Genomic DNA, 12,528 nt, shown 5'->3' on the forward strand with positions numbered 1-12,528 from the left:
TCGATCACCGACCGCAGCAAAGCCGAGGAATGGACCCAGAGCTTCATACTCAACATCCAGTCCGGCTATACCCCGGGCCCGGTCGGCTTTGGCGTTGACGTGCTCGCCGGTCTGGCGGTCAAACTCGATGGCGGTGGCGGTACCTACGGCACCGGCTTGCTGCCGCGTCATAGCGATGGTCGTCCGGCCGATGATTTCGGTCGTCTGGGCGTCGCGGCGAAAGCCAAGTTTTCCAATACCGAGCTGAAAATCGGCGAAATGATGCCGGTACTGCCGATCCTGCGCGCCGACGACGGCCGTTCGCTGCCGCAGACCTTCGAGGGCGGCATGGTCACCTCGCGCGAAATCGATGGCCTGACCCTCAGCGGCGGTCAGTTCCGTCAGAACAGCCCGCGCGACGACGCCAGCATGGAAGACATGAGCTACGGCGGTGGCGTCTCCGACCGCTTCAACTACCTGGGTGGCGAATACGCCTTCAATGAAAAGCGCACCACCGTAGGGTTGTGGACTGCCGAGCTGAAGGACGTCTACGAACAGCAGTACGTTCAGCTGCTGCACACTCAGCCGTTGGGCTCCGACCTGGCCCTGACCGCCAACCTGGGCTACTTCCAGGGGGACGAGGACGGCAGCGCGCTGGCAGGCGAGCTGGACAACAAGACCTACTCCGGTCTGTTCGGTCTGAAAACTGGTGGCAACACCTTCTACGTCGGCCTGCAGAAAGTCAGCGGCGATACCGGCTGGATGCGCGTCAACGGCACCAGCGGCGGCTCGCTGGCCAACGATAGCTTCAACAATTCCTACGACAACGCCGGCGAACGCTCCTGGCAGGTGCGTCACGACTATAACTTCGCCGCCATGGGTGTGCCGGGTCTGACCCTGATGAACCGCTACATCAGCGGCGACAACATCAAGACCGCCGCCGACGACGATGCCAAGGAATGGGGCCGCGAAACCGAACTGGCCTACACCGTCCAGAACGGCCCGGCGAAGAACCTCAACATCAAGTGGCGCAACTCGAGCTTCCGCTCCCAGGCCAACACCCGTGACCTGGACGAGAACCGCCTGATCTTCAACTACCCGATCTCCATCTTGTAAGCGGCATCCACCACGCTGGACGCAACGCTCCTCGCTCCTGTTGCGGAAACTTTCGCCCGTCCTCGTGACGGGCTTTTTTTCGGTGATTGAAGAGAGACTTAGGATCTGCACGAACAAGTGGAGAGATCGGCGCATCGCGCGCTCGAATAGCTGGACCTCTTCGTAGGCGCCCAGGGATGCTGGTCCCTTGCAGGCGATCAGCCAGAGCAGGAAAGCGATCGCCGCGGTTATGCGTCACCGCATCGCGTGGCAGTCTTACTCGACACCGATGCGCTTGATGTTCAGCTGGCAACTGACCTGCATCGTCTCGCCAGGCAACAACAGCCGCATCCCGTTCGCGACCGGATCGTCCATGCCAAGGGCGTTATTGGCGTGGGATACCGGTTCCACTGCGAAGAAGCCCATATCAGCAGGTGGCGTGAACACCACCAGATGAGCAAGTGCCTCGTTGGCGTTCATGCTCAGCTCGACGCCCTGCCCTGGCCAGCGAATCAGCACTGGCGCGGTACGGCCAACGAAACAGTTATCCAACCCTGGCTCCTGCAGCTGCCTGGCGGTCGCGAAGTCCCATTGTGCCGGAATCTGCGACAGATGCGACGGCACGCCTTGCGAGTCGTTTTGCCAAACGGAGCGCGCCGCGAACTGCAGCCGGCAATCGTCATGGCGCAAGAAGTACGGATGCCAACCTAGCCCGGCAGGCATCGAGCGGGTGTCGGTATTGCGCAAATTCAGGTGCAGCGTAACGCCTCCATCACCGAGCTCAATTCGATGCTCCAGCTCGAAGGCGAACGGCCAATCAAGGACCGCGTCGCCCTCCGGTCGATGCGTGACGGCGAGGCTCAGGCTGGCCGATGCCTGTTCGGCCACGATCCAGGCCCTTTTCCAGACGACGCCATGAATCGGCAGCGGATGGTCAGGTGACAATCGGCGCAGTGGATAGTGCTCGCCTTCGTGCTCGAAGGCGCCACCGCCGACTCGATTGGAAAATGGTGCCAGGACGAAGCAGCCGGCACGACGGACGCTGTCGGAACCGTCCCATGGCCGCAATAGGTCAATACCGTCAATACTCAGGCGCGTGATCGCCCCACCCAACCCCGGACAAACCGACACCTGCAGCGAACCATGCCGCAGTTCGATCTCGGTCAGACTCGGTTGGCGATCGGACATGGCAGATGACTCCTCAGGCGAGCCGTTATCACTCGCGGATGTGAATGTAAGCGGCGCCCCACACCCACACGCTTGTGACTGTGGCTGTGGTAACGCCATTGGGATGTCGCTCAGAAATGTCGAACCCGGGCTTCTGGCCAGGGCTCGTTGTGGCGACGGTTGCCGCCTCCAGTCCGAAGCGCTCCGGTAAGTGCGCTCAGACCGCTGTCAGCACTTCTCCACGCTCGATAAACGCGCGCAGATTGGCCAACAGCAATTCTTCCATCGCCCGCCGGGTTTCCTCGGTGGCGCTACCGATATGAGGCAGCAGGACGACGTTCGGCAGGTCGAGCAAGGCGTGCGGCACATTCGGCTCCTGGGCGTACACGTCCAGCCCGGCACCGCCCAGGCGGCCCTCAAGCAACGCTTCGACCAATGCCGGTTCGTCCACCACCGAGCCGCGCGATACGTTGATCAGCGTGCCTTTCGCGCCAAGCGCGTCCAGAACCTCGCGATGGATGAGATTACGGGTGCTTTTCCCGCCAGGGCAGGTCAGCACCAGAAAATCACTCCAGCGTGCCAATTCGATCAGGTCAGACTCGTAGCCGTACTCACAACCTTCGACCGGCTGACGATTGTGGTAGCGCACCTGCATGTCGAAACCACTGGAGCGCTTGGCGACAGCCTCGCCGATGCGACCAAGACCGACGATGCCGAGTCGTTTGCCGTAAACCTTGCTCGCCAAAGGCAGGCCACCTGAGAGCCACTCGCCGTTACGAACGAAACGGTCAGCCCGGGAAATCTGGCGAGCACAGTCGATAACCAACCCGAAGGCAAGGTCTGCAACGCAGTCGTTGAGCACATCTGGCGTGTTGCTTACTGGAATGCCCCGCTCCCGCGCCGCTCCCACGGCGATGGAGTCATAACCGACACCGGAACTGATGATCGCCTTAAGGTTGGGCAGCCGCTCGATCAATTCTGCGGTGCAACCGAAGCGCGCCGAGGTCACCACGATTTCGATGCGTTGGGCGTGCTGATCGAGCAAAACATTCGCGTCCTGCTCCCAGATGCGCAGTACCTCATGCTCCGCGGCCAGGTCGCGGTTGAAGCGTTCGGTCAGGGGGCCGAGCTGGAGAATACAGGTCACGGGATTACCTCTGAGAGAGAGATTCGGTTAGAGCACTTTGCCGGGATTCATCAACCCTTTGGGGTCGAACGTCGCCTTGAGCGCGCGCATCAGCTCTAGCTCTAGCGGGTCCTTGTAATGCTTGGCCGCGTCGCGCTTGGCCTGGCCAAGCCCATGCTCGGCGCTGATACTGCCACGCAGGCTCATGGTGACGTCATAGATCACCCGCATGATCGCCTCCTGGTGCGCCTTGAAGACCGCATCTTGGCAGCCGATCGGCTTGCTGATGTTGTAGTGCAGGTTGCCGTCGCCGACATGGCCGTAGGCAACGATGCGTACGCCGGGGAACTGCTCGATAAGGCGCTGATTGGTCGCTTCGATGAATGCCGGAATCGAGCTCACCGGCACGCTGATGTCGTGCTTGAGGCTTGGACCTTCATGGTTCTGCGCCTCGGAAATACCTTCGCGCATGGCCCACAACGCCGCCACCTGGGCTTCACTCCCGGCCAGCACGGCATCGATCGCCAGCTCGCGCTCCAGCGCTTCGCCGATGCCCACCTCTAACAGTTGGTTGAGCGGCGCATCCGGCTGGGTATCGCTGAGTTCGATCAGTACATACCAGGGGTGAGGCTCGGCGAACGGATCGCTGCATCCCGCGACGTGGCTCAGCACGAACTCGACGCTTTGCCGCGACATCAGTTCGAAGCCGGTCAGACGGTCGCCACAGAGCTCACGAATGACGCCGATCAACTCCACCGCGGCCTGGGCGCTGGGCAAGGCCACCCAGGCGGTGGTCGTGCTGCGCACGGCCGGATACAGCTTGAGCACCGCCGCAGTGATAACGCCGAGCGTGCCTTCCGAACCAATGAACAGCTGCTTGAGGTCGTAGCCGGTGTTGTCCTTGCGCAACCCGCGAAGGCCGTTCCAGATCCGCCCGTCCGGCAGCACAACTTCCAGGCCAAGGGCGAGATCACGCATGTTGCCGTAGCGCAACACCGCAGTGCCGCCGGCGTTGGTGGCGAGATTGCCACCCACAGTGCAGCTGCCCTGCGCGCCAAGCGCCAACGGAAACAACCGCCCTGCCTCAGCAGCCGCCTCTTGCAGCGTCTGCAGGATGACACCCGCCTCTACGGTGATGGTTTCGTTCGCCGGGTCGACTTCGCGAATACGGGTCATGCGGGTCAAGGACAGCACCACCTGGGTGCCGCTTGCATCCGGAATCGAGCCGCCACACAAACCCGTATTGCCACCCTGCGGAACCAGTGTCACCTGGTATTGGTTGCAGAGCCGTACTACGGATGCGACCTCTTCGGTGCTGGCCGGGCGAATCACCAGCGCCGCGTCGCCACGGTAGGCGTTGCGCCAGTCGCTCAGATAGCTCTGCATGCGCTCGGCATCACGAACGATGCCGATTGCACCGACGATGCGTTCAATCTCGCGGATGAATTCGTCCGGCAGCATGCTCATCTCGACCTCCCGCAGTTAGAACATTCGCTACAGCGCACCAGGCGGATGCGTTGATTCATTTTCGTGCTGTGGTCAGGTGATGGGCGCCGGATTGAACAGCACGATGTCGTTGTGCAGCCGGTGTTGCTCGGCCCAGGTCTTCTTGCGACCGCTGGCGACATCCAGGTAGTAGTGGAACAGCTCCCAGCCCAGCTCCTCGAGAGTCGCGCGGCCGCTGGCGATGCGGCCCGCGTCGATGTCGATCAGATCCGGCCAGCGTTCGGCCAGCTCGGTACGGGTCGCCACCTTCACCACCGGCGCCATGGCCAGGCCGTACGGCGTGCCGCGGCCGGTCGTGAACACGTGCAGGTTCATGCCGGCTGCCAACTGAAGCGTGCCGCAAACGAAGTCACTGGCTGGCGTGGCACAGAATATCAGCCCCTTGCGATCGACCCGCTCGCCCGGCCCGACCACGCCATTGATGGCGCCGCTGCCGGATTTGACGATCGAGCCCAGCGACTTCTCGACGATATTGGACAACCCGCCCTTCTTGTTACCCGGCGTGGTGTTGGCGCTGCGATCCGCGGCGCCGCGCTCCAGGTACTGGTCGTACCAGTCCATCTCGGCGATCAGTGCGTCGGCGATTTCAGTCGACTCGGCGCGGGCGGTGAGCATGTACACCGCGTCGCGAACCTCGGTATTTTCGGAGAACATCACGGTGGCGCCGGCGCGAACCAGCAAGTCCGACGCATAGCCCAACGCCGGATTGGCGGTGATACCCGAGAAGGCGTCGCTGCCGCCGCACTGCATACCAAGCACAAGCTCGGACGCCGGTACCGTCTCGCGGCGACGCTGGTCGAGTTTCTTCAGCCGCGTTTCGGCCAGGGCGATGATCTGCTCGATCATTTCGCCAAATCCGGTATTGGACTCCTGCAGGCGATAGAGCCAGGGGTCACGCAGGTCCACCGAAGGATCGCCCTCGTGCATCACCTGCTCGGCCTGGAGTTTCTCGCAGCCGAGGCTGATGACCAGCGCCTCGCCACCCAGGTTCGGGTTGCGCGCCAGGTTGCGCACGGTGCGGATCGGGATGTAGGCGTCGCGCGCATTGATGGCCACGCCGCAGCCATAGCTGTGAGTCAGCGCCACTACATCATCGACGTTGGGGTATTTGGGCAGCAGCTCATCGCGAATGCGCTTGACCGCGTGTTCCAGCACGCCGGTCACGCACTGCACTGTGGTGCTGATGCCGAGGATATTGCGCGTGCCCACCGTGCCGTCGGCGTTGCGATAACCCTCGAAGGTGTAGCCTTCCAGCGGGGCGAGCTTGTCCGGTACCGCATTGGCACGCGGCAAGCTATCAAGCGGTGGCGCGCTGGGCATCTTCAGCTGGGTTTCCTTCACCCATGAGCCGCGACGCAGCGGCTCGAGCGCATAGCCGATGATCTGGCCATAGCGGCGCACAGGCTCTCCTTCGGGAATGTCCACCAGCGCCACCTTATGGCTCTGGGGCACGCTTTCGACCGTCACCAGGCCATCCTCGAACCGGGCACCGGTCGGCACACCGCCATCGTTGACCACCACGGCCACGTTGTCCGCCTCGTTGAGGCGAATGTAACGCGGCGAATCTTGATGCTGAATCAGTTCCACGGTGTCGTTCATATCGGTCTCCGGTCAGGCCGGTTGTTGTCTGGTGCTCTGCGCAAGGGAATCACAGACATAGGGTGGACTGAGGCGGATCGCCGTCCAGCCCGCCCTACTGGCTGGTGGGTGAAATCAACGCACCATGCACGGCTTCTTGTTGTTGAAGGTCCATTCCGGAATCAGGTACTGCATGGCGATAGCGTCGTCCCGAGCGCCCAGTCCTTTGGACAGGTAAAGCTCATGGGCCTTCTGCAGCGCATCTTCATCCAGTTCCACACCCAGACCCGCCTTGGCCGGTACAGCGACCTTGCCGCCGACGATCTGCAGCGGTTCGCGGGTCAGGTATTGGCCGTCCTGCCAGATCCAATGGGTATCGATCGCGGTGATCTTTCCCGGCGCGGCTGCGGCTACATGCGTGAACATCGCCAATGAGATGTCGAAGTGGTTGTTGGAATGCGAGCCCCAGGTGAGGCCCCAGTCGTTGCACATCTGCGCGACACGAACCGAGCCGCTCATGGTCCAGAAGTGCGGGTCCGCCAATGGGATGTCCACTGATTGCAACTGGACGGTGTGACCCATCTGCCGCCAATCAGTCGCGATCATATTCGTCGCGGTCGGCAGGCCGGTGGCACGGCGGAACTCGGCCATGACTTCCCGACCGGAGTAACCGTTCTCGGCGCCGCATGGGTCTTCGGCATAGGCCAGCACGCCGTGCAGGTCCTTGCACAGGTCGATGGCTTCAGCCAGTGACCAAGCGCCGTTTGGGTCCAGGGTGATGCGGGCATCGGGGAAGCGCTCGGCCAGCGCGCGGATGGCCTTGACCTCTTCGCTGCCCGGCAGCACGCCACCCTTGAGTTTGAAATCCTTGAAACCGTAACGCTCATAGGCCGCCTCGGCCTGGCGCACGACTGTCTCGGGGGTCAGCGCTTCGTCGTTGCGCACACGGAACCAGTTATCGCTGGCGTTCGATTCGTCGCGGTAGCCGAGGTCAGTCTTGTTGCGATCGGCGATGAAGAACAGATAGCCGAGCATTTCGACTTCGTCGCGCTGCTGGCCGTCACCGAGCAGTGCAGCAACCGGTACGCCGAGATGCTGGCCGAGCAGGTCGAGCAGCGCCGACTCGATGGCGGTGATCGCGTGGATCGCAATGCGCAGATCGAAGGTCTGCAAGCCGCGGCCACCAACGTCGCGGTCGGCGAAGGCCTTGCGCGCCTGGTTCAGCAAACCGTTGAAATTACCAACCGATTGGCCGATCAGAATGGCGCGAGCGTCGTCCAGCGTTTTGCGGATCGCCTCGCCACCGGGGACCTCGCCGACACCTGTATTGCCGGCGCTGTCCTTGAGAATGAGGATGTTGCGGGTGAAATACGGACCATGGGCGCCGCTCAGGTTGAGCAGCATGCTGTCTTGACCTGCGACCGGAACCACCCGAAGTTCGGTGATTACCGGAGCACCATGATTCACAGAATTGTTCATATGCGTCTCTCTTTTGTTCTTATGGTCCGCGTTGCGGGTACAGCGATCTGTTCGCCATGGGCGCGACCCGCCGAGACGCTAGGCGGCTCGGACAGGGTGCGCCGTGTCAAGCGGCACGGCTGATCAGCCGATATAGGTGGTCTTCACCGTGGTGTAGAACTCCTGGGCGTAGCGTCCCTGCTCGCGCGGGCCATAGGACGAGCCTTTGCGCCCGCCGAATGGCACGTGGTAATCCACGCCGGCGGTCGGCAGGTTGACCATCACCATTCCCGCCTGAGAATGACGCTTGAAATGGTTGGCGTACTTCAGCGAGGTAGTGCAGATGCCCGCCGACAGGCCGAACTCGGTGTCGTTGGCCATGGCCAGCGCTTCGTCGTAGTCCTTGACCTTCACCACGTTGGCCACTGGCCCGAAGATCTCTTCACGGCTGATGCGCATGTCGGCGGTGCTGTCGACGAACAACGTCGGCGCCAGGAAGTAACCTTCTGTCCCGCAGCTGACACGCTCGCCACCGCAGGCCAGGCGTGCACCCTCTTGCTTGCCGATTTCGATGTATTTCAGGTCCTGTTCCAGCTGGGCCTGAGAAACCACCGGGCCGACATCCACGCCCTGCTCCAGAGCAGAACCGACCTTGATCTTCTTGATGCGCTCGATCATGGCTTCGACGAAACGATCGTAGATGCCTTCGGTCACGATGATGCGGCTGGAAGCGGTGCAACGCTGGCCGGTCGAATAGAACGCACTTTGCGCGGCCAGTTCGACGGCGGTATTGAGATCGGCATCGTCCAGAATGATCTGCGGGTTCTTGCCACCCATTTCCAGCTGAACCTTGGCCTGACGTCCCACGCAAGTCGCCGCGATGCCGCGACCAACACCCACCGAACCGGTGAAGCTAACGCCATCGACGCGCTTGTCGTTAACGATGGCTTCGCCCACTTCACGGCCCTTGCCCATCACCAAGTTGAACACACCCGCCGGGAAGCCAGCACGTGAAATAATCTCGGCGATCGCCCAGGCGCAGCCGGGAACCAGATCCGCCGGTTTGATCACCACGCAGTTGCCGTAGGCCAGCGCCGGGGCAATCTTCCACGCCGGAATGGCGATCGGGAAGTTCCAGGGGGTAATCAGACCGATCACGCCCAGCGGTTCCCGGGTGACTTCAACGCTGACGCCCGGGCGGACCGACTGCAGGGTTTCACCCGCCTGGCGCAGGCATTCACCCGCGAAATACTTGAAGATGTTGCCGGCACGGGACACTTCACCGATGGCTTCCGGCAGGGTCTTGCCTTCTTCCCGAGCGAGCAGATTACCCAGCTCTTCGCGGCGCGCCAGGATTTCCAGTCCTACCTTTTCCAGGGCATCGGCACGTGCCTGAATACCGGAAGTCGACCAAGCGGGAAATGCCTTACGTGCTGCTGCGATGGCGGCTTCGACCTGCGACGCGTCCGCCTGAGCGTATTCGCCGATGACGTCCGACAGATCGGACGGATTGATATTGGCCTGGTAGTTTTTGCCTGCAACCCATTGGCCATCGATGTAGTTGTCATAACGCTTTGCTTCTGCCACGGAACTCTCCTTCGTGAGGTCCGCCGCCGATGCCCTGACTATGATGACGGGCATCTGAAGCGGCGGGTGGGGCGAGTGATAGAGCGGGCGGGCCTTTATTGAGCGCCCTGCTTCGCGATCAGTGCGGCGAGCGCTTCGTACTCGTCCGGGCGCAGATCGGTCAGTGGTGCGCGCACGGGACCTGCGTCGTAACCGGAAATCTTCGCGCCCGCCTTGACGATGCTGACCGCGTAGCCTTTGCACTTATTGCGGATGTCGAGATACGGCAGGAAGAAATCATCGATCAGCTTACCGACGGTTTCATGATCGTCACGGGAGATAGCGCCGTAGAAGTCCATTGCCAACTTCGGAACGAAGTTGAACACCGCGGAGGAATAAACCGGTACGCCGAGTGCCTTATAGGCGGCGGCATAGACTTCTGCGGTAGGCAGACCGCCCAGGTAGGTGAGGCGATCGCCCAAGCGACGGCGAATGGAGACCATCAGCTCGATGTCACCGAGGCCATCCTTATAGCCCACAAGGTTCGGGCAACGCTCGGCCAGTTGCTCTAGCAGCGGCGCGGTCAGACGGCACACGTTGCGGTTATAAACCACGACGCCAATGTTGACCGACTTACAGACCTCTTCCACATGACGCGCAACACCTTCCTGGCTGGCTTCGGTCAGGTAATGCGGCAGCAGCAGCAGACCCTTCGCGCCAAGGCGCTCAGCTTCCTGCGCATAGGCAATGGCCTGACGGGTAGGACCGCCAACGCCAGCGAGGATCGGCACCTGACCGGCACAGGTATCAACCGCGGTCTTGATGATGTCCGGATACTCCTGTGGGGTCAGCGAGAAGAACTCGCCAGTGCCGCCGGCCGCGAACAAGGCAGTCGCGCCATAAGGTGCCAGCCACTCCAGCCGCTTGATATACCCGGCGCGATTGAAGTCGCCTTGCTGGTCAAAATCGGTAACAGGAAAAGAGAGCAGACCAGAAGAGAGGATGGCCTTCAGTTCTTGTGGGTTCATTGTTTGAGCATCCTGTGAAGCTATCGGTATTTGAGGAAGGGGCCGCAGCCTTGAGATACGTTATCGTACAACTCTAAAACACGCTACCGGTTTTGACGATTTTCTTCTTCTCCTCGTTCGCTCCCTCTGAATATGGCCAACTCCCCCGAGTCATCGCGATAGGCGGGATTCGCGGCATTTCTTGTATTCTGAAAAAGAACACCAGATCCTGAAGGAGGCGAAACCTGGCGTCGACCGAGCAGTCACACAGAACAATTTTTATGTTTCCGTCATTTGACAACCACCATCGGCGCTGATAAAAATCGAATCAAGTCATACGACAACGTATGACAAAACAAACAGAGCTTAAAAAGCCATGTCTCATTCCGCGCATTTCTTCTCTGCAGCGCCCAGGCCTGTTGCCCACATCTCCACCGCTGTCTTGCCTCAGCGGGCAAGTCGTTCCGATAACCATTACAGCCTGGCGAGCGCGCCGGCCGCGAATCGTTCACGGTCAGACAGCTGTACGCGAGGGCTTGGCTGATAGCGCCACCCTCCCTATCCAATCATTGAGCTCACAAGAACAATCAGGAGCCCGCGACTCGATGTCAGACCTCAAAGCCAACACCCCTATCGTGACCCGGATGCAGGTCATCCCCGTGGCGGGCTACGACAGCATGCTGCTGAACCTCTGCGGTGCGCATGCGCCCTATTTCACTCGCAACCTCGTGGTGCTTGAAGACAGCGCCGGGCACAAGGGGATCGGCGAAGTCCCCGGCGGCGAAGGCATCCGTCAAGCGCTGGAGCGCACCAAAGGGCTCGTCGTGGGGCAACAGGTCGGCCGCTACAACCGCGTGCTCAACGCCCTGCGCCAGGCTATTGCGGGCGGCTCGGCGAAAGGGCCGCAGGCCACCCAACATGAGGTGACCTCCGAAGCCGAAGCCGCGGTACTCAAACAGCCACACGAGATCAACCTGCGACTGGACAATGTCATCACCGCGGTCGAAGCCGCCCTCCTCGACCTGCTCGGACAGCATCTCAACGTGCCTGTCGCAGAATTGCTCGGCAGCGGCCAGCAGCGTGACAGTGTGCCGATGCTGGCGTACCTCTTCTATATAGGTGATCGCACCCGCACCGACCTGCCTTATCTGGCCGGCAGCGGTTCGGCCGACGATTGGTACCACCTTCGCCATCAGGAGGCGGTCACCCCAGCCTCCATCGTCCGGCTTGCCGAAGCCGCCACGGCGCGCTATGGCTTCAAGGACTTCAAACTCAAAGGCGGCGTGATGCGCGGCAGCGAAGAGATGCAGGCGATTGCAGGCATCAAGGCGCGCTTTCCGGACTCACGTGTCACGCTCGATCCAAACGGCGCCTGGTCCCTGGCCGAAGCCATCGAGCTGTGCAAAGGCCAGGGCCACATCCTGTCCTACGCCGAAGATCCTTGCGGTCCCGAAAACGGCTACTCCGGTCGCGAGATCATGGCCGAGTTCAAGCGCGCAACGGGCATTCCCACCGCCACCAACATGGTCGCCACCGACTGGCGGCAGATGGGCCATTCGCTGCGCCTCGAAGCAGTCGACATCCCGCTGGCCGATCCACATTTCTGGACCATGCAGGGCTCGGTTCGACTGGCGCAGATGTGCGAGCAGTTCGGCCTGACCTGGGGTTCGCATTCGAACAATCACTTCGACGTCTCGCTGGCGATGTTCACCCACGCCGCGGCTGCAGCGCCGGGCAACATCACCGCCATCGACACCCACTGGATCTGGCAAGAAGGCCAGGAGCGCCTGACCCGCGAACCGCTGCAGATCGTCGGTGGCGCGGTGCAAGTGCCAGACAAGCCGGGACTCGGCATCGAACCGGACATGGATCGAATCGCTGCCGCGCACGAGCTCTACAACAAGGTCGCCACCGGCGCCCGAGACGATGCCATGGCCATGCAGTATCTGGTGCCTGGCTGGAAATACGATCCCAAGCAGCCAAGCCTGGGGCGTCAATAACCAGAAAAGATACAAACGAAGCGCCGCAACCCCAACCACGGAGAGA

Annotated in this window: 9 protein-coding genes; 2 read left to right on the top strand and 7 right to left on the bottom strand. The window is 61.6% G+C overall.

From position 1 onward, the window contains the following. Nucleotides 1–1,095 (top strand): OprD family porin (locus tag UF78_RS18535; RefSeq protein ID WP_045162429.1); only part of this gene is annotated, 1,095 nt, incomplete at its 5' end. 255 nt (nucleotides 1,096–1,350) lie between these two features. On the opposite strand, the gene UF78_RS18540 is transcribed toward UF78_RS18535, so the two are convergent. The 7 genes from UF78_RS18540 to kdgD all read right to left on the bottom strand — a co-directional run bounded on the left by UF78_RS18540 (nucleotide 1,351) and on the right by kdgD (nucleotide 10,503). Further along, on the bottom strand, nucleotides 1,351–2,262 hold the full coding sequence (locus tag UF78_RS18540; protein WP_045163703.1) for an aldose 1-epimerase: 912 nt from the start codon (nucleotides 2,260–2,262) through the stop codon (nucleotides 1,351–1,353). Nucleotides 2,263–2,458: 196 nt separating this feature from the next. After that, complete coding sequence (locus UF78_RS18545; protein ID WP_045163704.1) at nucleotides 2,459–3,388, bottom strand: 2-hydroxyacid dehydrogenase; 930 nt, start codon at nucleotides 3,386–3,388, stop codon at nucleotides 2,459–2,461. A gap of 27 nt (nucleotides 3,389–3,415) precedes the next feature. Then, a complete protein-coding gene (locus UF78_RS18550; RefSeq protein WP_423831488.1) occupies nucleotides 3,416–4,828 on the bottom strand; it encodes an FAD-binding oxidoreductase in 1,413 nt (470 codons plus the stop codon). 78 nt (nucleotides 4,829–4,906) lie between these two features. Next, nucleotides 4,907–6,460, bottom strand: coding sequence for a galactarate dehydratase (gene garD / locus UF78_RS18555; RefSeq protein ID WP_045163724.1), 1,554 nt, complete (start codon nucleotides 6,458–6,460; stop codon nucleotides 4,907–4,909). A gap of 126 nt (nucleotides 6,461–6,586) precedes the next feature. Continuing rightward, entirely contained in the window at nucleotides 6,587–7,930 is a 1,344-nt protein-coding gene (gene gudD / locus UF78_RS18560) for a glucarate dehydratase (protein WP_045163706.1), read from the bottom strand. A gap of 123 nt (nucleotides 7,931–8,053) precedes the next feature. Continuing rightward, nucleotides 8,054–9,496 (bottom strand): aldehyde dehydrogenase family protein, encoded by a 1,443-nt coding sequence (locus UF78_RS18565; protein WP_045163707.1) that lies wholly within the window; start codon nucleotides 9,494–9,496, stop codon nucleotides 8,054–8,056. Nucleotides 9,497–9,591: 95 nt separating this feature from the next. Next, entirely contained in the window at nucleotides 9,592–10,503 is a 912-nt protein-coding gene (kdgD, locus tag UF78_RS18570; RefSeq protein WP_045163708.1) for a 5-dehydro-4-deoxyglucarate dehydratase, read from the bottom strand. A 584-nt stretch (nucleotides 10,504–11,087) separates the two neighbouring features. On the opposite strand from kdgD, the gene UF78_RS18575 reads away from it, so the two are divergent. Continuing rightward, on the top strand, nucleotides 11,088–12,482 hold the full coding sequence (locus UF78_RS18575; protein ID WP_045163709.1) for an enolase C-terminal domain-like protein: 1,395 nt from the start codon (nucleotides 11,088–11,090) through the stop codon (nucleotides 12,480–12,482). The last annotated feature ends 46 nt before the right edge of the window (nucleotides 12,483–12,528 follow it).

Origin of the sequence: Stutzerimonas stutzeri, from assembly GCF_000952685.1 — a bacterium.
GTDB classification, from domain to species: Bacteria; Pseudomonadota; Gammaproteobacteria; order Pseudomonadales; family Pseudomonadaceae; genus Stutzerimonas; species Stutzerimonas stutzeri_E.

Bases quoted from the DNA above. Each gene is read 5' to 3' on its own strand.
- UF78_RS18540 (WP_045163703.1), bottom strand. From the start codon at position 2,262: ATGTCCGATCGCCAACCGAGTCTGACCGAGATCGAACTGCGGCATGGT.
- UF78_RS18550 (WP_423831488.1), bottom strand. From the start codon at position 4,828: ATGCTGCCGGACGAATTCATCCGCGAGATTGAACGCATCGTCGGTGCA.
- gudD (WP_045163706.1), bottom strand. From the start codon at position 7,930: ATGAACAATTCTGTGAATCATGGTGCTCCGGTAATCACCGAACTTCGG.
- kdgD (WP_045163708.1), bottom strand. From the start codon at position 10,503: ATGAACCCACAAGAACTGAAGGCCATCCTCTCTTCTGGTCTGCTCTCT.
- UF78_RS18575 (WP_045163709.1), top strand. From the start codon at position 11,088: ATGTCAGACCTCAAAGCCAACACCCCTATCGTGACCCGGATGCAGGTC.